The organism is Acinetobacter sp. SWBY1, from assembly GCF_002946595.1.
GTDB lineage: Bacteria > Pseudomonadota > Gammaproteobacteria > Pseudomonadales > Moraxellaceae > Acinetobacter > Acinetobacter towneri.
Map to the genome: position 1 here is coordinate 849323 of NZ_CP026616.1, position 25018 is coordinate 874340.

At 40.1% G+C, this 25018-nt stretch carries 19 protein-coding genes; 8 read left to right on the top strand and 11 right to left on the bottom strand.

The window, feature by feature from the left end; genetic code table 11:
• Positions 1 to 157 precede the first annotated feature (157 nt).
• Positions 158 to 1204, top strand: coding sequence for an NAD(P)H-dependent flavin oxidoreductase (locus tag C3Y93_RS04220; RefSeq protein WP_104852170.1), 1047 nt, complete (start codon positions 158 to 160; stop codon positions 1202 to 1204).
• Between the two features lie 49 nt (positions 1205 to 1253).
• On the opposite strand, the gene dusB is transcribed toward C3Y93_RS04220, so the two are convergent.
• Entirely contained in the window at positions 1254 to 2279 is a 1026-nt protein-coding gene (dusB, locus tag C3Y93_RS04225; RefSeq protein WP_104852171.1) for a tRNA dihydrouridine synthase DusB, read from the bottom strand.
• Positions 2280 to 2362: 83 nt separating this feature from the next.
• Here dusB and C3Y93_RS04230 point away from each other — a divergent pair, with 83 nt between their 5' ends.
• Together C3Y93_RS04230 and C3Y93_RS04235 are read left to right on the top strand one after the other, a co-directional pair.
• The gene (locus C3Y93_RS04230; protein ID WP_104852172.1) at positions 2363 to 3568 is read left to right on the top strand and encodes a DUF1615 family protein; all 1206 of its coding nucleotides are present in this window, start codon (positions 2363 to 2365) and stop codon (positions 3566 to 3568) included.
• Positions 3535 to 4182 carry an HAD-IB family phosphatase gene (locus C3Y93_RS04235; RefSeq protein WP_104852173.1) on the top strand — a complete coding sequence of 216 codons (648 nt, stop codon included), beginning with the start codon at positions 3535 to 3537 and terminating at the stop codon, positions 4180 to 4182. Before C3Y93_RS04230 ends, C3Y93_RS04235 begins: the two co-directional genes overlap by 34 nt.
• Positions 4183 to 4474: 292 nt before the next feature.
• Here C3Y93_RS04235 and C3Y93_RS04240 read toward each other — a convergent pair whose 3' ends face one another.
• Together C3Y93_RS04240 and C3Y93_RS04245 are read right to left on the bottom strand one after the other, a co-directional pair.
• Complete coding sequence (locus C3Y93_RS04240) at positions 4475 to 5569, bottom strand: fatty acid desaturase family protein (protein ID WP_096900933.1); 1095 nt, start codon at positions 5567 to 5569, stop codon at positions 4475 to 4477.
• A gap of 13 nt (positions 5570 to 5582) precedes the next feature.
• Entirely contained in the window at positions 5583 to 6653 is a 1071-nt protein-coding gene (locus C3Y93_RS04245) for a ferredoxin reductase (RefSeq protein ID WP_104852174.1), read from the bottom strand.
• A 154-nt stretch (positions 6654 to 6807) separates the two neighbouring features.
• On the opposite strand from C3Y93_RS04245, the gene fabR reads away from it, so the two are divergent.
• Complete coding sequence (gene fabR / locus C3Y93_RS04250; protein WP_171287383.1) at positions 6808 to 7488, top strand: HTH-type transcriptional repressor FabR; 681 nt, start codon at positions 6808 to 6810, stop codon at positions 7486 to 7488.
• Between the two features lie 77 nt (positions 7489 to 7565).
• Here the strand turns inward: fabR and C3Y93_RS04255 are convergent, their stop codons facing one another.
• The 6 genes from C3Y93_RS04255 to C3Y93_RS04280 all read right to left on the bottom strand — a co-directional run bounded on the left by C3Y93_RS04255 (position 7566) and on the right by C3Y93_RS04280 (position 15904).
• A complete protein-coding gene (locus C3Y93_RS04255) occupies positions 7566 to 8375 on the bottom strand; it encodes an alpha/beta fold hydrolase (RefSeq protein WP_104852176.1) in 810 nt (269 codons plus the stop codon).
• 411 nt (positions 8376 to 8786) lie between these two features.
• Complete coding sequence (rapA, locus tag C3Y93_RS04260; protein ID WP_104852177.1) at positions 8787 to 11624, bottom strand: RNA polymerase-associated protein RapA; 2838 nt, start codon at positions 11622 to 11624, stop codon at positions 8787 to 8789.
• A 147-nt stretch (positions 11625 to 11771) separates the two neighbouring features.
• Positions 11772 to 12416, bottom strand: a complete 645-nt coding sequence (locus tag C3Y93_RS04265) for an RluA family pseudouridine synthase (protein WP_004973024.1) — start codon at positions 12414 to 12416, stop codon at positions 11772 to 11774.
• 486 nt (positions 12417 to 12902) lie between these two features.
• Complete coding sequence (gene hemL, locus C3Y93_RS04270) at positions 12903 to 14204, bottom strand: glutamate-1-semialdehyde 2,1-aminomutase (RefSeq protein ID WP_104852178.1); 1302 nt, start codon at positions 14202 to 14204, stop codon at positions 12903 to 12905.
• A 46-nt stretch (positions 14205 to 14250) separates the two neighbouring features.
• Complete coding sequence (thiE, locus tag C3Y93_RS04275) at positions 14251 to 14871, bottom strand: thiamine phosphate synthase (RefSeq protein ID WP_096900945.1); 621 nt, start codon at positions 14869 to 14871, stop codon at positions 14251 to 14253.
• Between the two features lie 643 nt (positions 14872 to 15514).
• Positions 15515 to 15904, bottom strand: a complete 390-nt coding sequence (locus C3Y93_RS04280; RefSeq protein WP_373682974.1) for an Mpo1-like protein — start codon at positions 15902 to 15904, stop codon at positions 15515 to 15517.
• Positions 15905 to 16407: 503 nt separating this feature from the next.
• Between C3Y93_RS04280 and C3Y93_RS04290 the strand changes: the two genes are divergently transcribed.
• Entirely contained in the window at positions 16408 to 17874 is a 1467-nt protein-coding gene (locus C3Y93_RS04290) for a CYTH domain-containing protein (RefSeq protein ID WP_104852181.1), read from the top strand.
• A 204-nt stretch (positions 17875 to 18078) separates the two neighbouring features.
• Positions 18079 to 19545, top strand: coding sequence for a CHAD domain-containing protein (locus C3Y93_RS04295; protein WP_104852182.1), 1467 nt, complete (start codon positions 18079 to 18081; stop codon positions 19543 to 19545).
• A gap of 105 nt (positions 19546 to 19650) precedes the next feature.
• Here C3Y93_RS04295 and C3Y93_RS04300 read toward each other — a convergent pair whose 3' ends face one another.
• Positions 19651 to 20283, bottom strand: a complete 633-nt coding sequence (locus C3Y93_RS04300; protein WP_104852183.1) for a hypothetical protein — start codon at positions 20281 to 20283, stop codon at positions 19651 to 19653.
• 108 nt (positions 20284 to 20391) lie between these two features.
• Here C3Y93_RS04300 and C3Y93_RS04305 point away from each other — a divergent pair, with 108 nt between their 5' ends.
• Together C3Y93_RS04305 and C3Y93_RS04310 are read left to right on the top strand one after the other, a co-directional pair.
• Complete coding sequence (locus C3Y93_RS04305) at positions 20392 to 20793, top strand: DUF3144 domain-containing protein (RefSeq protein WP_004973007.1); 402 nt, start codon at positions 20392 to 20394, stop codon at positions 20791 to 20793.
• Between the two features lie 141 nt (positions 20794 to 20934).
• Entirely contained in the window at positions 20935 to 21996 is a 1062-nt protein-coding gene (locus C3Y93_RS04310; protein WP_104852184.1) for an amidohydrolase family protein, read from the top strand.
• A 96-nt stretch (positions 21997 to 22092) separates the two neighbouring features.
• Here the strand turns inward: C3Y93_RS04310 and C3Y93_RS04315 are convergent, their stop codons facing one another.
• Positions 22093 to 24909 carry a M16 family metallopeptidase gene (locus tag C3Y93_RS04315; RefSeq protein WP_104853238.1) on the bottom strand — a complete coding sequence of 939 codons (2817 nt, stop codon included), beginning with the start codon at positions 24907 to 24909 and terminating at the stop codon, positions 22093 to 22095.
• Positions 24910 to 25018: the final 109 nt, after the last annotated feature.

The following is a 25018-nucleotide window of genomic DNA, read 5'->3' on the forward strand; positions in this document are numbered from 1 at the left end:
GCCTGAAAAAAAGTGAAAAGAATGACTAAAACGAACCTGTACTTTCCCCCTCCTACATAGTTAAAGTTTAGTGCTGATATTTCTAGAATAAATGATGAATATGATTTGCCAATTTTTATAGACTTGGGCAAAGTAGATAAAAACTGGAGTAAATAATATGGCTTTATTAAAACAACTGAATATAAAACATCCTATTTTTCTTGCTCCAATGGCGGGTGTTTCAACCCCTGAACTTGCTGCAGAAGTTTCTAATCAAGGTGGATTAGGCTCGCTTGGTTTAGGCGCACATACAGTCGAAGCTGCGCGTGAACAAATCATTCAAACTCAGGCCCTCACCGACAATTCATTTCAAGTGAATTTCTTTTGCCATGAAACCACACCGCTCAATGAACAGATTGCGCAGGCATGGATTGCACAGTTTGCGCCAGTTTTTGCCCAATATGATGTCACCCCACCTGCACAACTAAAATGTATTTATCCAAGCTTTAAAGACCATAATGATTATTTAAATCTGGTTTTGGAAACCCAACCACAAGCAGTAAGTTTTCATTTTGGAATTCCACATGAGCATCAAATTCAAGCATTAAAAGATGCAGGAATCATCACCATGGTTTCTGCTACAAATTTAGCCGAAGCTCAGGCAATTGAAGCAGCAGGAATTGATATTATTATTGCGCAAGGGATTGAAGCTGGTGGGCACAGAGGTGTTTTTAATCAGGCATTTGATAGTGCTGTGAAAACCAGTGACTTAGTGCAACTGATTCATCAGCATTGCGCAATACCTGTGGTCGCTGCAGGTGGAGTTATGAATGGTCAGCAGGCCAAACACATGCTTAGCCTTGGCGCTTCTGCCGTACAACTGGGTACCGCGTTTGTGCAATGTAAAAGTTCAAATGCCAATGCGGCTTATCGGCAAGCTTTGTTCCAACAAAACATCACCCAAATTACAGAAAGTATTTCTGGACGTCCTGCACGTGGTTTGATTAATCACTGGCACACAAAGATTGATACACCTAATCGTATCGCTGTGCCTAGCTATCCATACACTTACGATCTCGCCAAACAATTACATGCAGCAGCAGTCAAACATGGTGAGCAAGGTTATGCGCCATTCTGGGCAGGCAGTAATGTTAGCCAAATTCGTGAATTAGAGGCCGCAGATTTAATTAATCAGTTGGTTTTGGAAATGATTCACGCACGCTAAATATAGGTACAGAAAACTCAACCGTGTATCACGGTTGAGTTTTAATTTTTTACTTTGTATCTAATAAGTTCACCGCTTCAACCTGCACATCACTCATGATTTCACCATGCGCAAGTAGCTGATTAAAGTAATCTTCCACTACTTTATATTGCTCTGCCGTACTTTCTACTTGATACATACTTTGACGAAATTCATTACTTGAACGTAAACCTTTGGTGTACCAAGCAATATGTTTACGTGAAATGCGACAACCTGAATATTCACCATAAAACTCATACAGCTCGGCTAAATGTCCGAGTAATACTTTTTGAACTTCTGCAATGCTCGGTGCTGATAGATGCTCACCTGTTGCTAAATAATGTGCGATTTCTCGAAAAATCCACGGACGTCCTTGCGCAGCACGTCCAATCATAATCGCATCTACGCCTGTATAATCCAAGACATATTTGGCTTTTTCAGGACTATCAATATCACCATTGGCAATCACAGGAATATTGAGCATACTTTTCACTTCTTTAATCAGTGAATAACGTGCACGGTTTAAATACATATCTTCACGGGTACGACCATGCAAAGCTAAAGCGGCAATACCAGCTTGTTCCGCACGCTTTGCCACACGTAAGATATTTTCCTGACCATTTAAAAAACCCAAACGGGTTTTAAGGGTTACAGGTACATCAACCGCAGCAACGACAGTATCTAAAATGCGTGCCACCAAGTCTTCATCTTGTAATAAGGCAGACCCCGCCAATTTATTACAGACTTTTTTGGCAGGACAGCCCATATTAATATCAACAATTTGTGCCCCGTTGGCCACCTGATAGCGTGCTGCTTCCGCCAAATCATGCGGATCTGAACCAGCAATTTGTGCAGAAATTGGCGCAATCTCCCCATCAAAATTGGCACGATACAAACTCTTTTTACTCATGCGCAAAGTTTTGTCAGACGTCATCATTTCACTGACCGCATGCCCAGCACCAAAGTATTTGCACAGTGAGCGAAATGGCCGATCAGTAACACCTGCCATTGGGGCAACAATCAAATTATTTGACAGTTGATAGGGACCAATATACATATATATTCTTAACTTTAATGATTGGCATAGTATACTGCATCTGCCCTTTGGGCTCATCCATTTGGAAAGAGTTTTCCCTATCTATGAAAGACACTGTATTCACTTCTTTGATGAAACCCTTCAGCGTGCTCGCCTTATCCATAAGCTTAGCAGCCTGTGGAGACAGCGCATGGTGGTCTAAGGACAATGAGCCGACCTTGGAAGCAGAACACATTCGCAAACTGATTCCTAACCGTGTCAGTGAACGCAGTGCTTGGGCTAAAGATATTTATGATATTTCTGAGCAATTGGGTATTCCACAAACTAAAGAAAATATGTGCACCATTATTGCTGTGGTTGATCAGGAATCTAACTTTGTAGCAGACCCACAAGTTTATGGTTTGGGTGAAAAAGCTGTTAAAGAAGTGCAAGATCGTTTAGATGAAAAATTTAAAGACAAACTGGGCGAAGCAATTGGCGGCACGGTTGCAGGCTATTTTCAGGATGTGCTGAAAAACCACCCTAGCCCTGAAGATAACTATTTGAGTCAAATGCGTCGGGTAAAAACTGAACGTGAATTAGATGAACTATACCGTGAAATTTTTGACTACATGGCAAAGCATTATCATGTTTCCGCACTAACAGGTGCTGCCAAACTGTTTGGTCAAAATATTGGTGAAAAACTTAATCCAATTACCACTTTAGGTTCTATGCAAGTGCATATTAGCTATGCCAAAGAGCATAAACGTCAAAGTGGTAACATCGCAGAGTTACGCAGTGATCTATATACCCAGTATGGTGGCTTATATTATGGGATTCATCGTTTAATGATGTACCCTGCTGACTATGATCAACCGCTATACCGTTTTGCTGACTATAACTCGGGCATGTATTCGAGCCGCAATGCTGCATTCCAAAGTATGCTGAATGATTTAACCGAAGCTGAACTCGATTTAGATGGTGATTTACTTCTTTACGCTAAAGATGGCGGTGTGCGTAATGCAAAGAGTGAATCAGAACGTGAATTAATTGCTGTTTTTGCCAAACATAATATTTTGGTTACACCACGACAAATTCGTGCAGACTTAAAAAAAGAAAAAGAAAAGAAATTTGAAGACACTGCAACCTATTTAGCGGTTACAAAACTTTATAAAGCACAAACGGGCAAAGAGCCATTTTATGCCATGATGCCGCAAGTGGTCATTTCAGGGCCTAAACTGAGTCGAGATTACAACACCAATTGGTTTGCTACGCGAGTCAATGGACGTTATAAAACATGCATGCAAAAAGCCAAAAATATAAAAATTTAGCCTTATTTGATTTTGATGGAACCCTGTGCAGCAAAGACAGTTTTACGGGGTTCATTTTCTATGCGTTATCTAAACGACACATTATCAAACAAGGTTTAAAAACCTTACCGTGGATTCAGGCCTTTTATTTAAAAGTCTATCCTGCACATGCCATGCGCCCTAAATTGTTTAATGCCATGTTCAAAGACGCAAGTACAGCTGAAATATTAGCACTTGCACAGCGTTACGCAGTAGATTTAATGCATGACCTTAACCCACAACTGTTACAACAATTAAAACAGCATCAATTCAATGGTGATGATGTGGTGATTGTTTCTGCCAGTGTGGATATTTATTTGCAATATATTTGTCAGCAGTTAAATGTCGATTTGCTTTGTACTGAAACAGAAATTAAAAATCTACAATTCACAGGGCAATATTCAACACCTGATTGTAGTCGGGAACAAAAGAAAATACGGATTTTAGAACAATATGATTTAGAAAATTATGCAGCTATTTATGCGTATGGTAATAGTGATGAAGATGATGCCATGCTGAGTTTAGCGACTTATTCTTATATGGTGGGTAGTGATCATTCATTGCCAGAAATTGTAACTTATAAAAAACTGGCTTGATTTTGATGAATGATATAATAAAACCACAATTTGAATTGTGGGTTTTTTAAGTTACATGTAGCGGATGCCGCCTATGGTGATTACTTTTTTATACCCAGAATAGAAAATAAAAATAGAGTTTTCTCTTAATAAAATAGCTGATGATTCTGCATAAAAATAACGACTACAACACCTAAAGCAATAAAAAAGGTGACACTTTACAGCATCACCTCTAATTCAAAATAGAAGTATAGTTTTAAACCAAGATCAATCACTTAATCTATTCGTACTAAACAGCTCATTTGCAAGTCACTTATTTCTTAAATGGAAAAGCATATTTCACAATACGTTTAAGCACACTGCCGTACTGTTTAACTAAGCTCGCATTGTTGTAGTTCAAGCCATACTTTTCACACACAGCTTGTACTTTTGGTGCCATTTTACGATAGCGACGTGCAGGAATATCTGGATATAAATGGTGTTCAATTTGATGGCTTAAATGTCCTGTCAAAATGTGGAATGCTTCAGAACCTGTAAGATTCGATGAACCACGAATTTGACGCATATACCAGTGACCACGGCTTTCGTTTTGCATCACAGACTTTGGAAATACTTCTACATCCTTCGTAAAGTGACCGCAGAAAATAATGCTGAATGTCCAAATATTACGAATACCATTCGCAACCAAGTTCCCTGTAAACACTGGTAAAGCCGAAGGGCCTGCAATCAATGGAAAGAACACATAATCTTTAAACAATTGTTTTCCGATTTTCTTCTGCATAGGTTGCCATTCTTTTTTAGCTTGGGCTTTGCTTTTACGGCCATTCAAAATTTTACCAATTTCTAAATTCTGAATTGCAACACCCCATTGGAACAGTAAGCAGAAAGGAATGCTGTATAAAGGTTGCAATAAGTAGCCTGATCTCCAACGTTGTTCTGGGAACAAACGCACCAAACCATAACCAATATCATCATCCATACCTTTAATATTGGTATAAGTATGGTGTTTAAAGTTATGGGTTTGACGCCAGTTGTCTGAAGTACCTACCGTATCCCATTCATAACTTGCACCATTGAATTTAGGATCATTCATCCAGTCATACTGACCATGCATGACATTATGACCTAATTCCATGTTTTCCATAATTTTGGCAAAGCCCAATAAACCTGTACCCAAAACCCATGCTGGCGGGAACCATCCTGCGAACAATAAGGCACGACCTGCCATTGAGCTATAACGAATGGTTGAGTAAACACGGCGGATGTATTTGGCATCTTTTTCACCAATATCATCCAAAACTTCTTGTTTGATGGCGTCTAATTCACGTGCAAGCTCATCTAATTCAAATTGAGTGAGTTCACGGTTTTTAGGATTGCGGAAATATTCTATTTTTACTGGCATATTCATAATCGGAACTCGCTTATAAATCAATAATTAAATCGGTTTGTGCTGAATTGACGCAGATTTTCAATTGGGTATTCGGTTCGCTATTTTGAACACCATCGACCAAGTTTTTAGTTGAACCTTCAGCCTTGTTGCATACGCATTTATGGCAAATTCCCATACGACAGCCGTATTTAGGTTTAATATTTTGCTGTTCCAGACTTTCTAAAATGGACTTGCCTTTTGGAATGGTCACAATCTTTTTAGATTTAGTTAAGGTGACTTGTACCAAGCCCACATCATCCCCTAAAACAGGACTCATGCTAAAAGCTTCTGTTTTAACCACAGCAGCCTGAGTAAACAGTTGTTCAACCTGAGTAGTAAAACCAGATGGGCCACATGCAAATACGGTGCTCTGATCCATATTTGCCAAGTCTTGTAGATGTTCCGCATTTAAACGACTGTGTTTCAAACTCGGCTCTTGGGTATAAAACACTTGAAATTTAAAGTTTGGATATTGTTGTGCCCATGCTTCAAACTGTGCTTTAAATGCTGCGTCTGCAAAGGTTTTTACCCAATACATCAAAGTTACTGGAGTGCTACCAAGACGACCAGATTTTGCCATGTCTTGTAGCAAACTATACATTGGTGTGATACCACTACCCGCTGCCAATAGAATTAAAGGCTGGGCTTGTGCAGGCAGTTGCATATCACCATAAGGCACACCAAACTCTAAAGTATCGCCAACTTTGGCTTGCTCAACCAGCCATGTGCTGACTTTGCCCTGATCAACTTTTTTCACTGTCAACAAAACGTGTTGTGCATCAAGCTGAGTCAAACTATAGGTTCGCTCATAGCGTACGCCCTGAATTGTCACATAAACAGGATGATGCTGCCCTGCTGCACCAACTTGGAGTTTTTTATTGAATTGCAAAGTGAAACTCACCACACCTTGTGCGGCAATATCTTTTTTCACAATTTTGCCGAGTGACTGATTCACCGACCATAATGGATTAATTTTTTGCAACCAGAAATTTGCTGCATAAGGATCTAGTACTGCAGTTGCAATACTGGTTAAGGGAGATTTTCTTTTTTCAGTTAGCTGCATGATTCAGCACCACACGATGAAATTTTAATTATTATACACATGTATATATATTTGTATATACACCTGTATTGTTTCTAATCATTTCACAAGTACTGGCGCAACCGCTATAATGCCTCTAAGCTTATAAATTATTGAAAATATGACTCAGCCTGCCATGAAAACAAACCATGATGTGACTTTTCCAGAATCTGAAACGGTTCATGAGCCTCTTGTCGTGCGTACGGTTGGGCGTAAAGCTACCATTACCAAACAAGAATTATTTCAGGCAGCATTAAATTTAATTGGCCCACAAAAAAGTATCGCATCTTTAAGTTTACGTGAAGTTGCACGTGAAGCAGGCATCGCACCAAACAGTTTTTATCGTCATTTTAAAGATATTGATGAACTCGCGATTGAACTGATTGATCGTGCAGGTGTGGTGTTGCGTCAAATTCTGCATGAAGCACGTTTAAAAGCATCTAAACAAAACAGTATTATTCGCAGCTCGGTTGAAGTATTTATTGAACAATTAGATACCGATGAAGGCAATTTAAGTCTGCTATTACGTGAAGGTTATACGGGTTCAACCTCTTATAAGCTAGCTGTTGAGCGCCAATTGAATTATTTCCAGCAAGAATTGCAGGATGATTTAATTCGTTTGGAACGTTTGAATAATAGCAAATTGGCGCATCCTGACATTGCAGCCAAAGCCATTACACAACTGGTATTTAATATGGGTGCCAAAGTCATTGATATGCCTGCGACTGAACGTAAAGAAACCGCTGAACAAACCATGACCATGATTCGCATGATTTTAGAAGGTGCACGACATTTGGATGATGCCAAAATTCGTTAACATAACACAGGATAAATCGGGCGATTTTCCTGAATCAGGTCACGCCCGTTTGAGCATTTAATTGTTAGACTTCGCTGTTAAGCGTGTTGTTTTTGAATTAATTGCTGCACATGTGTTGCCGTGGTTTCAGGATTTTCCAAAGGAAACATGTGTCCTCCCTCGACCACACTAAACTCAATTCCATAAGTTTTTTGCATGCCTTGCGGTAAACCTTGCAAATAAAATGGGCTATGCCTTGCTGTAATTAAATGCACAGGTACATCTGGGGCTTTGCGTGGTGTGCGCCACCACCATGCAGGTACGGTTCTAAAAATTTCAGCTTCTACCCGTTTTGGAATTGTTAAAGTCACACCACCTCTTTGTGCATCGACTTGTATGCCGCTGGCAAAATAATCTTCAAAACATTGTGCATCAAATTTTTTAAATAAACGGTTATGCCGCAAAGCTTGATAGGCTTCTGCATGGCTAGCCCAATGATCTCGACGCTTCATGGTCACGGCGGCAGGTGTGAGTTGATCTACATATTTCAGTTTAAATTTTTGTAAAATTTCAAATAATGCCGACTTCGATCCAATCACAAAAGGTGGATCCATAATAATCAATTGAGAAAATAAATCTGGACGCTGATAGGCACACATCAGGGTTAATAATGAACCAAAAGAATGCCCTAAACCAATCACTTGTTGCTTTGGAAACTGCTGCTCAATGTCCTGAATCACTTGATGAATCAAATAGGTCCACTTATAGGTCACAGGAAATTCTGCTTGCATACCAATCAGTGGAATTGCCTTTAAATGATAATCTGCTTCAAAACATTGAAAAAACTTTTGATAACTGGCAGAAGGAATACCATTGGCATGGGTAAAATGAATTGCAGCTTTAGTCATTTAAAATACGCTTAAAAGAAGAATATCGGGTCTGTGACTTGATCTATGCGTACGCGCTTACAGATTCAACACTTGGCACATCAATCATAGATAAAAGATCAACAGCCTTTAAACTACGCATACCACTGGGTTTTGCAAATGACCGGAATGCTGAAAAAGATGAATTATGAGTCATTTTAATGACGCATAAGCACTGGTTGCTACTTTGTTTAAGTCTGTGATGTGAAAAATCTCGCACAAAATTTTTATTGCGATATTAAAAAAGCACCCGCTAAACTGCTCCGTAAAAATGAGGCGCAATGCCCAACTTAAAACGTGCAATTTAGAAGATGCCAAATATTTAAAAAAGTGATTGATTAAAACCGACTCAATACAAATACACCGTCTAGACACCTGTATTGAATGCACTCTTTATGGCTTTACCACCACCATCACCTGAATTGCTTCAGGCGTGACCGACAAACCATCTAATAATGCAACACCTTCTTTTTGCAATTTCTGTAAACGTGTAATTTCATCTTCACGAATACTTGGGTTAAATTGCTTCAAATAGCTTAAACGGTCAATTTCATATTGCCATTTTTTGCTATATACATCTTTAGCTTGTTGCTTAAATTCAGGCAATGCAGCTTTAGCCAACTCCAAAGCCTGTGTATAACGCGCTTCAATCGCGTCACGGCGTGCTTTCACCACTTGACGACAACTGTTGCCATCTAAATGATGTAAATAAGGTTTTAAAATTTCAGGGGCAATTTTTTGCGATAAATCCTGCCCTTTTTCGCTCAATAAGACACGAATGAGTTGCTGTGGCAAGCTTGATGGCAAATTCAGGGCTTTAGGTGCAATGACATCCACTTTGAACCAGACTTCGAGCAACACAGAACCTTGTGGCAAAGCGGCAGATTTTAATACCGCAACGTTGGTGCTACCAAAACCTTGTGTATTGATCATTTCCATCACACTTTCTGTGAATGGATGCTCTAGGGTCAAATACTGTGCATCTTCACGAATTTGCGCCTGATCCCGATAGAACGTCGCGGTCATGCCTTCTTCGTCTAAGGTCAAACCTTGCACTTGCATTTGATCAGTTGGTTTAATAATCACCGTGCCATTGCTTTGTTCATCGAAGTCAATATTGGTCGATGCCATAAAGCGCTTCATAAACATAGGCAACGTGGTATTGTCGTCGTAATCTTCTAAAGCTTGTACAATTTCCTGCGCCACCACAGGACGGCAAGAGTTGTATTCCAACAAACGATCTCGACCCGCTTGAAGTTCTGCTTCCAAAGCTTCACGCTGCACACTGACTGCTTCCAGTAAATCTTCAAACTGTTGTCCTAAATCTGCAAGTAAGCAGTGTTTTAAATCGACAATAAAGTTTTCCTGCAAGGTTTGTGCAGTGGGTGAAATATTGCTGAAAATATTGAGTGCTTCGTTATACCAACGGAACATACGCTCTTGCGCAGTCCCCACCAAATACGGCACATGAATTTGAATACGGTTTTCTTGACCAATACGGTCTAAACGACCAATACGTTGTTCTAACACGTCAGGATTAGCAGGCAAGTCAAACAAAATCAGGTCTGAAGCAAACTGGAAATTACGTCCTTCAGAACCAATTTCTGAACACAATAAAATTTGTGCGCCATAAGAATCTTCTGCGAAATATGCTGCCGCTTGGTCACGTTCCAACAAGCTCATGCCTTCATGGAACATTGCAGTACGAATACCTGCATGTAGGCGCAGCGCATTTTCAAGGGCTTCTACCACAGGGCCGCTACGCGCAATTAAAAGCACTTTTTTATGTTTTAAGTCGCTACGCAAACGCTCCATTAACCACATTACGCGCGGGTCAGTTTCCATCCAACCGCCATCAAGCTGCGCTTCTTCTGGCCACATTTGTTCACGCAGCTTACCATCTTTAGACCAGTTTTCTGGTGCAGGTAACGGCGCAGGCTGACAATCACGGCCTGGGAAACCTTGAATTGCTTCACGGGTATTACGGAACAAAATACGTCCTGTACCATGACGGTCTAATAATTCGTGGATAGCACGGAAACGCTGTTCAGGGTTATCTTCTATGCGGTGTCCCAACAAGCCTTCCAGTGCAGCCAAATGGCTTTCTTCCAATGCTGCATCTGACATTAGGACTTCGGCAATTTTTGCCGTATGTTGATATTGTGCTTCTTCATCCAAGAAACGGTCGAGCGAGCTAAAACGTTGCGGATCGAGTAAACGTAAACGCGCAAAATGGCTTTCTACACCCAGTTGCTCAGGCGTTGCAGTGAGCAATAACACCCCTGCGGTTTGTTCAGCTAATTCTTCGACCAGATCATAACGGTCATTACCACCTTCTTCTTCGCTCCACATTAAGTGATGCGCTTCATCGACCACCAGCAAATCAAAACCTGCTTCTAGGGCTTGTTCGCGTAAGTCATCGTGGTCAATCATTAAATCGACTGAAGCAATGATGCATTGTTCGGTCAAGAATGGATTCAGGTCAGGATCGTGTTCTTTAATAGATGCCGTACGGGTTAAATCAAACAAAGAGAATTGCAGATTGAAACGGCGACGCATTTCAATCATCCACTGATATTGCAGCGAATCAGGTACCAAAATCAGGATACGTTCCGCACGTCCTGTTTTGAGTTGCTGATGGATGATCAAACCTGCTTCAATGGTTTTACCTAAACCAACTTCATCTGCCAATAAGACACGTGGCGCAAAACGCTTACCGACTTCATGTGCAATATAAAGTTGATGTGGAATCAAACCTACACGCGAACCCACCAAGCCGCGCAGTGGGCTACTTTGCATATTGGCTTGCATCAACAAGGCTTCAATACGCAAGTCGTACCATTCTTTATAGTCAATTTGGCTAGCAAGCAAGCGGTCTAATGGTTTTGAAAGTTGGATACTTGCACCAATACGGGTTTCATTCAGTGATTTCTTTTCTTCACTCCCATCTTGCAAACGACGCACTACGTTATAACGCAATACGCCATGGCGGTCTTCGACCGATTCAACCGTCCACACATTGCCTTCTTGGTCTTGAACTTCATCATTTACATTAAAAATGATACGCGATAAAGGTGCGTTATTGCGTGCATAGACACGGGTTTCATCACTTTTAGGGAATAAAATGCTGACCGATCGCTCATCTACATCAATCAGAACACCAAGTCCTAATTCCGTTTCTGTGTCTGATAACCAACGTTGACCAATAGCAAACTGCTGCAATTTTTCCACCTTTATTTAGAAGTTAGGACGTATAAATTTTTGCGCAAAACCAGCTGAGTATTTGAGCAAAAAATTCAGGGCGTATAGCAATATATTTTGACATAAAGCGCACTAAAAAGAGAGCCTAAAGCACAGGCTTTGCGTAATCTTTTTCGCTTAAAATGGGACTGGGCAAGTAAACTGTACACGTTGCTCAGTTTGTGGATGCAGAAAACTTAATTCTGCTGCATGTAAACACAAACGAGGCATGAGTTGTTGCTGTTCGGGCGTGGCATACAAAGTATCACCAATAATTGGATGACCTAAATATTGCATGTGTACTCGCAGTTGATGCGAACGACCTGTAATCGGCGTCAGTTGCACACGAGTCACAATTTGCCCCTGCAATTCAAATTGCTCCAATGCACGCCAATGCGTTAACGCAGGTTTGTTATGGGTTGCATCGGCAATGTGTAATGGAGGATGTGCAGGATCATAGACCACAGGCACATCTACAGTGCCTTCACCTTGCAGTTGCCCTGCCACCAATGCCTGATAGGTTTTATCGGTTTGGCGTTCTTGAAACTGACGCGAAATTTGTTTTTGCGCCCATTTCGTGAGTGCAAATACCAAAATACCCGAAGTATCACGATCTAAGCGATGAATCAGCAAAGTGCGCGGCTCAATTTTAACTAGACGACTCATCACACAATCTTGCAAATCTGCTGTTTTACCTGGAACGGTGAGTATGCCAGCGGGTTTATGTATCACCATAAACTCATCGTCACGATGAATCAGGTGTTCGCTTAGAAAATTACTCAATTTCAATTCCGGGCCGATCGTGAAAACAAGGCGGCAATAATAAAAAGCCTGACACAGAATTACAATGCAAAATACATCAATTCCCGATGAATTTTCCGATTTACATTCCTGAATCAGACAATCTGCTGAATTTTAAATCAGCCTGCTTTTAGAAATGTGGGTTTTATAGCATGCAGGAGGCTTTGTTGCATAAATATTTTTTAAGATACTGTTTTAAAGGTTTTTAAAATTTGGATAGAAAAATACAATGAAATCATAGTGCAAGATAGTTGCACAACAAAGCCGTTCTGAAGCTATATCTTTGATGGCGGGAGCAAATGAAGTAATAGGATTCATATTTAGTTTGACCAGGCTATTTTAGTGTTTAACAAGACGCTGATCTAAGCCTTTGATATTAAATTGAAGAGTATGTCTTCAATTTAACCTAAAGCATAGATATTTTGGAGATATCTATGCCTTTTAGGACAGTGTTAAGCAGAGGTCAAATTACGCCTTCATTTCCGCAAATGTTTCTTTTGCAGCTTGAATGGTGTAGGCAATATCTTCATCACTATGCGCAGATGAAATAAAGCCTGCTTCAAAAGCAGATGGCGCCAAGTTCACACCACGTTGCAACATTCCGTGGAAGAATTTACGGAAAGCATCGACATCGCAATTCAGCATAGAATCAAAACTGGTGATGTCATCTTGGTCAGTAAAATACAAACCAAACATAGCACCGACTTGTTGCGTCTTGAACGGGATACCTGCTTCATCTGCCGCAGCTTGTAAGCCTGCCAACAATTTTTCCAGTTGCGCAGTTAAATTTTCATAAAAACCTTCGGCACGTAAATGTTTAAACATTTCAATGCCCGCACGCATCGCCAACGGGTTACCAGACAAAGTACCTGCTTGATACACCTTACCTAATGGCGCAATACATTCCATGATTTCGCGTTTACCACCAAATGCACCTACTGGTAAGCCAGCACCAATAATTTTACCGAGTGTGGTCAAGTCTGGTTTAACATTATAATGCGCCTGAGCACCGCCTAAGCCAACACGGAAACCTGTCATTACTTCATCAATAATAAAGACTGAGCCGCGTTCATCGCAGACATCACGAATTGCTTGCAGGAAACCATCAATTGGTTTAACCAAGTTCATGTTGCCCGCAACTGGCTCAACAATCACCCCTGCAATTTCAGCACCAAACTTTGTAAAACATTCTTTTAAGGTGGCGATATCGTTATACGGTAAAGTCAGCGTATGTTTAGCAAAATCGGCAGGAACACCCGCAGAAGTCGCTTCACCTTCACCACTGGTTAAAAGTCCAGAGCCTGCTTTGACCAACAGCGAATCTGAGTGTCCATGATAGCAACCTTCAAATTTGACGATTTTGTCACGACCTGTATAACCACGCGCCAAACGAATTGCGGTCATGGTGGCTTCTGTACCTGAGTTGGTCATGCGAACCAACTCAATTGAAGGCATAATTTCGCAAATAATATCGGCCAAAGTCGTTTCATGCACCGTTGGCGCACCAAAACTCAAACCATCTTCAGCTGCAGCTTGCACCGCCTGAATAATAGCAGGATGGGCATGACCTAAAATCATTGGTCCCCAAGAACCTACATAGTCGACATAGCGTTTGCCATCGACATCGTACAAATAAGCACCTTTGGCTTTTTCAATAAATACAGGGGTTCCGCCTACCCCGTTAAATGCGCGTACAGGTGAATTGACACCACCTGGAATATGCTTATTGGCTTGTTTAAACAATTGTTCTTGCTTTGGAGATAAGCTCATGGAGGCACTCAACTCAAAAAATAAAATAAAAAATTAGCTGTCTGCTTTAAGTGTCTGCTTTGAAAAGTGCAGACCAATCATAAACACGCTGTGCAACAGTATGCATCGGACGTCTTAATATATCACTAATCACTGCACATAAATCTGCACCTGCTTCAATGACAGGCTGACTGTTTTCAACAGTTAAACCACCAATCGCGCAAATTGGCACATTGAGTTGTTGCTTCGCCAGTGTGAGCGTGTCTAATGTAAGTGTACTTGCCTCAGGTTTAGTTTCAGTTGCATAGACTGCACCAAAAGCAACGTAGTTTGCACCATCGGCAATGGCTTGCTCTGCCAATTCAATCGAGTTATTACAACTGCGACCAATCAATACATCTTGTGGTAAACGTGCAACCGCTTCAACAATAGAGCCATCTTCTTGACCCAAATGTACGCCAACACCATATTTCACTGCAGTTTCAAGATCATCATTAATCACAAATGGCACTTTGTATTGATCACACATCGATTTCATATATTCAATTTCGTATGCCTGCTGAGCTTGAGGCACATTTTTACGGCGATATTGCAACACCGCGACTTCATAAGTTGCCATCGCCCCTTCTAATTTTGCCAAAAGCAGTTCGATAGGATCATCATTGGTAATCAAATATAAACCGCGCATAATCTCAGCCACAAATAATACAAGGTCTGTATTATTACACATTCAGGCGGCATGTGTCAGAACCTCAGGCTCAACAAGTTTTTTTATATAGGCTCTATAAGCTTCTATTTTGTTTGGGTTTTATTGAGTCAAAAACTTAAAAATACCAAATTCTAGTGATAGCGCTAAAAGATAGATTTAGCTTTAATTGAACTGCGCAAAACAAGAACTGCAACCAGTTCAATAAGATATGGATTTTAAAATCCATACGGGTGACTACAGCGAATAACGACATATTTAGGTCGCCCCATTTAGACACATGATCATTTGTGCCAGAGCGCATGTGGGGATGCGACAAATGATCATGTGTCTATATTTTTTCATGCCGCTCTATCAGTAACCTGCTTGCTCTATATCCTTGCTTAAAGATGAATGATTTCTGATTTAACACCATTCTGAATATAATTTTTCACATAAAAAAAGCCTAGAGAAAGGTCACTCTAGGCTTGGAAAGTCACAAACTTTTATCAATAAATTTGATGACACATTATTAGAATATTCACTCTATCATTTCAACAAAAAATTAATTTTATTTGTACATTTTTTATGAAAATAATCACATATCGTTTAGTTTTTGCCTAAACGGTATAACTAAGCGCTCAATTCAACTTGGAATTTTATCTTTAGCACGATCTTGCAAACTTAAATGACCACGCAAAACATCGGCAAACATCCGCCAGTCTGAAATAAAACTATACACAGGCTGTTTAAAACTGGCAGGTTTATTTTTTTCAAAAACAAAGTGCCCGACCCATGCACAAGCATAGCCTGCCAGCAAACCATAGAGTACATATTTGGCTTTTTTATGGCGTATGGCTTTACTCACACAATATAAACCGATACTACTGCCAACAACGTGCAAACGACGGCTCATAATGTTGCGGTGTTCAGTTAAATAAAAGCGATAAAATGTTGAATAATCCTGAATTGGCAATTCAAACTTGGGATCTGGTGTCGGCTCAAATTCGGGGTTTAATGCTGCGTTCATGTTCATCATCCTGATGTTTATAGGTTTGAATTATTTTTGCTACGCTCAACGACACTTTAAACTAAGCCAAAAAAAAACCAAACTCAAGGGTCTGTTGACACTTCATCTATGTTTGCGACAAAGCATATTTTTCAGCTGATATAAGGCATGAGACAGGAAATTTAGTCGTTCTAAATAACTGACTCATAACGCAATAGCAGCAAAAAATCTGCTTGTCCTGAAAGGCTGTGGCTAAAACTTTCTCAGATTGCGTTATGAAACTTGGCAATAGTCTCGCTATACCCTACGTTTCATGCCTGATCTGCTCAGTTTTAGCCTACAGCGCAAGCCATTTAGGAAATGCCAACAGACCCTAAAAAAGCCAAGGTCAAGCCTTACTTCTTGGCATATTTTAGTTACAATCAAACGCACTTTTGCAAAACCTTAGTTCTGCAATTTTCACAAATTTATAATACCAATTTGTTTGCCGCTGCTTTGGCGCAACATGCTTTAGGTTTAGGATATTTTTCATGGTCGAAGTTGAATTAAAATTTCAAATTCCAGTCGCACGTCGTACTGCACTACTCAAAACTTTAGACCCGAAAAAATCGACTCAAATTCCATTAAAAGCACGCTATTTTGATACATCTACGCACAGCTTGGCGCATCATGGCATGGCGTTAAGACTGCGTTTAGAAGGTGAGCAATGGGTACAAACTTTAAAAGCGGCAGGTCAAAGTCATTTTCATAGTTTTGAACATAACCATCCACTTGCGCCAACTGAAACTCCTGATACTCCACCACAACTTGATCTGCAAATTTATCAAAGCATTCCCGAAGCACAACAATTGCTAAATCAAGCTTTGGGGCAAAATTGGGATCAGTTGCAACTACAATTTGAAACCGATATTCAACGTACCTCACGACTAATGACCGTTGAAGATACAGACATTGAAATCAGTTTAGATGTTGGTCACATTCGTTGTGCAGATGCTGAAGTTGAAGTACATGAAGTTGAGTTTGAACTGAAACAAGGTTCAATTCAGCAATTGCTAGCATTTAGTTTTGAATGGGTGAAAAAATTTCATTTATGGTTAGATGTACGCAATAAAGCAGAAATTGGACATTTGCTTTCTGTGCAGCAAAAAGTCAGCCCTGCGGCTCAGAGCAAAGAATTTCAATTCAGTAAAAAAGACCATGCAGACCAAAATTTACGCCTGTTAATTGCACAACAATTACAGCATTTATTGCCTAATATTGCCGCAATTTCTGCACAAGTTGCCGAGCAAAACCATATTGATCAGGCGCAGCTTGCTTTGCAGCATTTACAACTAACGCTGTCCTTATTTAAAGATTGGTCTAAGCATTTAGGCGATAAATGGGCAATGCAAATTGCAGCATTTAAACAACATTTTGATCACTTACAGCACTTAGAACACATGCAAGCCACACTCGGCGCGTTTTTACACAACCCGACGACTGCAGAAAACCTAAAAAAAGATACCTTGTACGCCCAAGAAAAATTGGTCAATTTAGTCCGTTCAACGCAAAATGTGCATCACTATTTAGAATTATTGATGTTTAGTTTAGCCGCGAGCGATCACTCGGGTTTAGACTTAAAAACTGCCGCACAAAACACGTTGCAACAGCAATATAAGCAGTTGCATGAACAATTACAGCACAGTGATATTCACGATTTTGAAAGTTTAGATCAACTGGCTTTGCGTATTCAGGAACTAAAATTTAGCTTCCCCATTTTGACGCATATTTATGATGTCAAAAATTTGCAGAAATATAGTAAAGCTTTGAATGATGCACAGCTTGCAGCACAGGAATATCAAGTGTTGGCATCTTCTGCAGCATACATTCAACAAACTGAATTGGAAGCGAGCGACTGGTTTGTTTTAGGTTGGCTCACTGCAAAACAGGAAGTGTATGCACAGCGTTTATTGGAAGCGACAGAACAATTTATGGTGAGCCGTAAATTCTTAAAATAAGTATCCTTAACATCCTCAAAGCACACACTAAAAATACTGCAATACAACGGCAGCCTTGTGAATATTCATTCGGCTGCTTTGTGTTAAAAACTGAATACAAATTATTTTATTTTTCAAGCTTTTGTTCACAGTTCTCCCCTTGTTCATTTATAGATTTACACTATAGTAAAGAGAACTTATCTTGTTTCATCGAGGGCATTCCCGATGTGTGAAATAGAATTAAAATTTCAAATTCCACACAACTATCGTGCGGCATTTGAAAAAGCATTTAAAAAGAACAAACTGGTTCAACAACAACGCTTATGGGCTAAATATTATGATAGTCCTGAACAGCACTTAGCCAAGCAACGCATTGCCCTGCGTCAGCGTTTAGAGGGCGATATTTGGAAACAAACTTTAAAAGCGCCTAGTCCACAACATTATGAACGCTTTGAGCTTGAACATGAATTAGGACATGATGCGCCTGAATTGTGTGATTTGGCATGTTATGAAAATCATAAACAAGCACGAAAGATTTTAAAAAAAGCCTTAGACGGTTCAGAGGTAGATTTAACCCTGCAGTTTGAAACCGATGTTTTACGCTACAGCCAATTGGCACATTATAAAAACAGCCAAATTGAAGTTGCTTTTGATTTAGGTGAAATCCGCCAAAGCAAAAATTCGGTTGAAATTTACGAAGTTGAGTTTGAACTGAAACAAGGTGAAATTGCAGACTTAATTGCCTATATTCAGCCGTGGATTAAAAAATATCATTTATGGCTCGACACACGCAGTAAATCGCAGCGTGGCAATATGCTGTATAACAATGAAACCATGATTCCTGTACAGCAGCAAAGTGCTTTACAATTGCAACACCCCGAAAATATGCATGAGTTGTTGACACAAATTACTCAGAATTGTTTGGCACACTTGCTACCCAATGCAGCTGCGATTGCCAGTCAAGATTATGCCAGTGGGCATGTGCATCAAGCACGTGTTGCAATTCGACGTTTACGCAGCGCCTTAAAAATTTTTGCTGAATATGATGCGTTGGCAAATAACAATTGGGAAAGTCAATTGGCGACACTTTTTCAGCAGTTAGGTTCGACCCGCGATCAAGATGCTTTGCGTGAAAGTCTGATTCCACAACTTGAAAACGCAGGCTCACCTATTACTGAGCTACCCCCTGGAGCATCTAAAAATATTGCGATTGATGCAATTTTCCGTTCACCAAGCACAACCTTATTACTGTTACAACTTATGAGTTTTTCGCATTCGGCAGCGGTTACAGATGCAGAATCAAAACCATTGAAAAAAGTGTTACGTAAACGCTTGCAGAAATTGCATCAACAAATTTGTGATGATGCAGGTCATTTCCAAACCTTAGATGTGGACTCTAAACACCGCACACGTAAGCGTGTGAAACGCTTACGCTATACCGTGGAGTTTGTGAGCAGTTTATTTGCAGAAGATGATGTCAAAACATATTTAAAAATTCTAAAACCATTACAGGAAACTTTAGGACATTTTAATGATTTGATGGTGGCACAAGGTTTATTCGAAAGCCATGCTCAAACTGAACCGAAAACATGGTTTGTATTGGGATGGATTGCGTCTGAAGAGCGTCATATTTCCATACAGATCGAACAGGATTTACAGCAGTTTGCTGAAAGTCAGCCTTTTTGGTCGTAGTTAAAGTTTGATCATCAATCAATGATCACCTTTAAGCTCAACAGAGATGCATTTCATTTTGAGCTTTTTTATATTTAATCTTAATATTGCACACTTTCTAAAAGCTTAACGATATTTACCAAACACTTTCCATGTTTGGTTATCTGCCAAAGGGTCTTGATAACTGTCACTGCGCTGCTTACGTGGCTTATCTCGGGCATCGACCAGTTCAAAATGTGGTTCGACACTTAACACAATACCATTCACATAAAAACGGGTGCGCGTGTAGTCACTTTGCCCATGCTGAAACACATAAGTACGCAAATCAATAAACTCACGATGTGCCACCAGTGCTGCACTGTCATCGCTGTCTAACCAACGCTGCATAACCTGAATTTCCTGCGGTTCAAATTGCCCACATTTTTCAATCAGGCTGGCAATCCCTCGAAAAGTTTTCGATTCTTTGGCGCGGGTTTTATTCACTCGAATCCGATCGACATGAAAATAAAATAAGGGCAAGTTCAAATGACTGGGTAAATGCACCGCATCAATGACTGCATCTTGCATAAAAGGCTGAAATAAATCCTGTGCACGTTCAATCAACCCTGTCCATTGTTTATAGTATTCTGCTACTTCTGCGCGTGTTCCATAATAAATCGGCAAGCCTTCAACATGGGCAAGTTGCACGGGTGGCCAAATATTTTGACGTAATAAAGCAATGTCGCTTTTTAAACTTTGTACCGCAATCGCATCTTGCATCAACCACTCCAATTTTGCTTAGGCTATTTTTAGCTTAAGGCAAAGGTTTTGTTTCTGCAAGGCTTTGCCTATAATGAAACATTCAGATTTTTAGCTTAGGAAAAATTCATGGTTCAAAAGATTGAAGCAACCGATGTAACCGAAGAAGAAGCATTAAATGCGGCTTTTTTTGAACGTGCCGATGAATTTATTAAACAGGCCAATGGCTTCTGTCATTTTGAAAAAGGCTCCACAGTAAAACCTGCCGAAATTCGTGGTCAGGTGAGTGCTGCCATGTTATTTGCTACTGCACGTTTTAATACTTGGGTGGCAGCCAATAATTTTAAAGATGGCAATGAAATGCGCGATGCCAAAGACCAAGTTATGTCATATATCTTGCAGCAATTTCAAATGATGCTTGAAGATAACTATGATGAATATTGCGAACAGTTTGAAAACTATTTGCGCTTCCGTCATAACGAAGAATTTCATACCCATAAACATGATCACGACCACTCGCACGATCATTAATTTTGCATATAAACAAAGCCCTACGGGGCTTTTTTATTGCGGCTAATTTTCAAACTTGTAGATTTCGATAAATAACCCTTCCCTTTTGTAACATGATGGCTTTGAATAGTGAAATAATAGCGTCATAAAAACAGGATCATTATGCAGAATCTAGGATTTGCACTCATTGATGCACATATTCATCAGTGGGATCCGTATAACACGCCACACAGCGCACGACTTGCTGTTAAGCTTTTGGGCAAGCATCCCAATTTGCTAGATAAAACCATCCGCCTGATAAAACCGAAAACACTCATTGAAACTTTGGGACGCACCGAGCACGTCACATCGCCCTATTTACCTGAGCATTATGCCCGCGACTTAGGTTTTTATACGGCTGAAAAAGTTGTGCATATTGAAGCCAATTGGCACAACCATAAAGGCAAAGGTGTAGTTGGTGAAACCGAATTTATAGAAAGTCTGGATTTTAAAAATAATGGTTTGGCTTTGGGCGCGATTGTCGCCACTGCAGACCCGCGCGATTCTAATTTTAAGAAAATTCTAAAATTACATCACAAAGCCTCTCCAAACTTCCGTGGAATTCGTAAAATGGCAGCCGTGCATGAAGATCACGGGATTTTCTCTTGGGCAGACGAACCACATTTATATCGGAACAAAAAGTTTCTAAAAGGTTTTGAAGCTTTAGCGCAATATAATTTAAGTTTTGATGCATGGACGTATTCGACCCAATTGGGCGATGTCTTAGCGCTGGCTAAACAATTTCCAGAAACTTCTATTGTACTTGACCATTTAGGCACACCTGCAGGGCTGTTCGGGCAAGTTGGCACACATGGCGTGACCAAAACAGCACGGGAAAACATTCTGTTTCGTTGGCAAGAAGATATTGCCGAGTTGGCACACTGTCCAAATGTTTACAGCAAAATTTCAGGGTTATTTATGCCTGTTTTAGGACATCAATTTCACTTGCAAAAACGTGAAGCCTCAAAACAGGAAATTATAGATTTAACTGCACCACTGATTCAGCATGCCTTACAAAGCTTTGGAATATATCGGTTGATGTTTGCTTCCAATTTTCCAATGGATCGAGTGAGCACGTCTTTGGTCAATTTAATTGATGCGACTAGTGATATTGTTGCGGCTTATCATCCAAATGCTTTGCAGCAAGTGTTTCATCATAATGCCAAACAGTTTTATCGTTTATAAAGCTTTAGCCAATTGAGCATAGATAGCAAACTTGAAGACAAAAAACGCATCGAAATGGATGCGTTTTTTGTATCTGCTCAAAATTAAATTGAATCTTTATTTAGACTGCGGCTTTAACGGCAGCACCTCAACATTGGCTTGACCATATTGATCGGCGGCTACTTCAAGCAAATGTTCTAAGCGTAAATATTTCTGAATCACAGCATCTACATCGGCTTTGCTGAGTTTTGCTAACGCTTGATCACGTCGCTCACGGTAACGTAAATCACGACCTTGTTCTAATTGCGGTACCAACATACGGTGGATACTGCGTTCATCTTCTAAGGCAGTCACACGTTTTTTCAAAATATCGGCTTTTGCAGCTTCAACTTCTTGCAAGCTGACACCATCACGGCGCAAATCCTGCAACACTTTATGCACCGCCTGTGACACTTGAGCCGACTTGCCTGCACTGTATTGCGCAGAAATACTGAGCGCACCCGATTGTTCAAATTCACTTAAACTCAAACCACTACTAAAACCATAAACCAATGCATTTTTTTCACGTAGTTCTTGTGCCAAACGTGAAGACAATTGCGATTCACCCAAAATATAACTCAGCACCATCATGGCAGGTGTGTCAGGATGATTCACACCCAAAGGTAAGGTCAATAAACTTTGATAACTGCCAAATTCGCGCTGTTCTGCCAATACATGCAACTTTTTCGCAGGATATGCCGTATAGGCTGAATCTAAGCGTTGATATGCTTCCGTATTGCGTGATTGTCCTAAGCGCTGAACTAAAGTTTTTTTGAATTGTTTCGGATCAAACTCACCTGTAATGGCAATCTGTGCATGATTCATGGCAAAAAATTGACGATATAACTGCTGCACCTGCGCTTGGGTTGCAGCTTGCAGTTGTTGCTTCGCAAATTCAGGTTCGAAGTGATAGCGTAAATCGCCCTGCGGGTAAATTTCAATTAAACGCGCCATAGTCAAAGCTGCCACAGTTTCAGGCTCGGTATAAGGTCGTTCTAAACTGGATAAACTTTGAGAACGAATTAAATCAAACTGACTTTGCTCAAAGCTTGGATTTTGCATGACATCTAAAACAAAGTTAAAAAACGCATTAAACTTTTCTTTTTTTGCCACAATTTGAATATGAATCGCATTAGCATCGGCTTGGGCAAACGCTGAACCGCCTGCAGCAATTGACTGATCGGCAATGTCTTGCAAGCTATGCTCTTGAGATGCACGCAGCAACAAATATGCGGTTAAATCTAAAATTTCGCCCTGCTTAAATAAAGATTGTGCCGTACCAAAATTTACCGAAATAGTGGCATAGGTTTTATCATCACGAGTTGCAGTTGGAAATAATGCATACTTGGCACCATTTTTTAAGCTGCCACGCTGAATCTTTTTTTCATTTTGAATCAAAGCTTGTTTAGATTTTTGCACATAGTCTGTCACTTCTTGCTGATAACTTTTCACATCTTTCAAAGGTGTAACAGGTGTATCTTGCTGATCTAAAGTTTTTGCTGTATTTAGATTATTTTTTGCTGTGAGTGCCTGTTTTTGATCTTCAGGTGTGGGCTGAATATCGCCAATGACCCGATGCTGTGCAGTGAAGAACTGTTTTAAACGCTGATTTAGTTCATCTGCATTTAACTGTTGAATATTGTTTAAATCACGCCAATATTGTGTCCAATCACCCTGATAAGCCACAGCATAATCACTCAAGCGACCACCCAAAGCCACCGCATCATTCATCACACTGTCTGCCTGATTTTGAATCAGGTTTTTGACGCGTTGTAACTCAGCATCATCAAAGTTTTTTGCCTGTTCGATGCTTTGATTCAAGCCAGTTTGTACTTGCTTGGCATCGTGATTGGGTGCATACAAAGCCCCCATCAACACCAAATTAAAATCTTGATCTAACCATGTGCTGGACTGCACCATGGTACTTTTGCCTGTTTCTACCAGTGCTTGATACAAATGCCCACTCGGTTGCAATGTATGTAAATATGGTGACAGCACCAAAGCGGTTTTGATCTTTTCGTCATTGCCATTTAAATACAGATTAAACTTGGCCAGTTGACTGCCCTTTTGTACCACAAAATTTCGTTGCTGAATTTTGTTGCTGTCTAATCGTGGCACTTGTACTTGTTTGGGAATTTGTCGTGCTGCAATTGGACTAAAATGTTGATCAATTTGTTTTAACACCGCTGCCTGATCAAACTTGCCTGTCATCACTAAAATGGCATTATTCGGCGCGTACCATGTGCGATAAAATTGATTTAACTCCTGCATTTTAATGGATTGCAGTTCATTTAAATCGCCAATGGGTAAGCGTCCGAAATACTGATTGCCATAGGCCGATTTCCACACCTGATCTAACAAGACTGAAAACGGTTGATCCATACGCACTTCGCGTTCACGCTTTACAATCGCAATTTCGGCAGGCACATATTTTTCCTGCATGACCAATTTATCCATGCGTTCCGCTTCAAGATAAATCATCTCATTGACGGCGCGAGTTTCAGGACGAATGATGTTGGTGTATTTAGTGGAGTAATAGTCGGTGCTGGCATTGTGCATTAAACTATATTGATCTAAACGGCGCTGAAACTCCTCGGCAGGTACGTTTTCTGTACCTTTAAATGCCAAATGTTCCAACAAGTGTGCCAAACCACCTTTGCCTTGTGGATCATTCAATGAACCCGTTAAATACACCATATTCATAAAGACTTTATTTTCTTTCTGATTGGGTGCAAAAATGACTTTTAAGCCATTATCAAGTTGATATTCTTGTATTTCTTGCTTAGATTTTACTAAAACTGGCTGCGCGAAAATCACGCCATTAAATGCCAGTACACATAAAGATAAAGTGAGAGTTTTAAAACGTAGCAACTTCTTTTTCCCGATTGATTTCATTCTATTTTTTGATTTGCCATGAAATATGACAATTTTCAACTTGAGCGCAAACAGCATAACAAGCTGCAATTAAACCCACAGTAAATATTTGCAAATAATGTAAGTTAAA

What these genes read in the sequence shown, in the direction of transcription:
- C3Y93_RS04220 (WP_104852170.1), top strand. Translation starts at nt 158, where the DNA reads ATGGCTTTATTAAAACAACTGAATATAAAACATCCTATTTTTCTTGCT.
- C3Y93_RS04245 (WP_104852174.1), bottom strand. Translation starts at nt 6,653, where the DNA reads ATGCAGCTAACTGAAAAAAGAAAATCTCCCTTAACCAGTATTGCAACT.
- C3Y93_RS04280 (WP_373682974.1), bottom strand. Translation starts at nt 15,904, where the DNA reads ATGAACATGAACGCAGCATTAAACCCCGAATTTGAGCCGACACCAGAT.
- hemL (WP_104852178.1), bottom strand. Translation starts at nt 14,204, where the DNA reads ATGAGCTTATCTCCAAAGCAAGAACAATTGTTTAAACAAGCCAATAAG.
- C3Y93_RS04305 (WP_004973007.1), top strand. Translation starts at nt 20,392, where the DNA reads ATGGTTCAAAAGATTGAAGCAACCGATGTAACCGAAGAAGAAGCATTA.
- C3Y93_RS04295 (WP_104852182.1), top strand. Translation starts at nt 18,079, where the DNA reads ATGTGTGAAATAGAATTAAAATTTCAAATTCCACACAACTATCGTGCG.
- C3Y93_RS04235 (WP_104852173.1), top strand. Translation starts at nt 3,535, where the DNA reads ATGCATGCAAAAAGCCAAAAATATAAAAATTTAGCCTTATTTGATTTT.
- C3Y93_RS04290 (WP_104852181.1), top strand. Translation starts at nt 16,408, where the DNA reads ATGGTCGAAGTTGAATTAAAATTTCAAATTCCAGTCGCACGTCGTACT.
- C3Y93_RS04230 (WP_104852172.1), top strand. Translation starts at nt 2,363, where the DNA reads ATGAAAGACACTGTATTCACTTCTTTGATGAAACCCTTCAGCGTGCTC.
- fabR (WP_171287383.1), top strand. Translation starts at nt 6,808, where the DNA reads ATGAAAACAAACCATGATGTGACTTTTCCAGAATCTGAAACGGTTCAT.
- thiE (WP_096900945.1), bottom strand. Translation starts at nt 14,871, where the DNA reads ATGCGCGGTTTATATTTGATTACCAATGATGATCCTATCGAACTGCTT.
- C3Y93_RS04300 (WP_104852183.1), bottom strand. Translation starts at nt 20,283, where the DNA reads ATGCAAGATGCGATTGCGGTACAAAGTTTAAAAAGCGACATTGCTTTA.
- C3Y93_RS04310 (WP_104852184.1), top strand. Translation starts at nt 20,935, where the DNA reads ATGCAGAATCTAGGATTTGCACTCATTGATGCACATATTCATCAGTGG.
- C3Y93_RS04255 (WP_104852176.1), bottom strand. Translation starts at nt 8,375, where the DNA reads ATGACTAAAGCTGCAATTCATTTTACCCATGCCAATGGTATTCCTTCT.
- C3Y93_RS04240 (WP_096900933.1), bottom strand. Translation starts at nt 5,569, where the DNA reads ATGAATATGCCAGTAAAAATAGAATATTTCCGCAATCCTAAAAACCGT.
- C3Y93_RS04315 (WP_104853238.1), bottom strand. Translation starts at nt 24,909, where the DNA reads ATGAAATCAATCGGGAAAAAGAAGTTGCTACGTTTTAAAACTCTCACT.
- dusB (WP_104852171.1), bottom strand. Translation starts at nt 2,279, where the DNA reads ATGTATATTGGTCCCTATCAACTGTCAAATAATTTGATTGTTGCCCCA.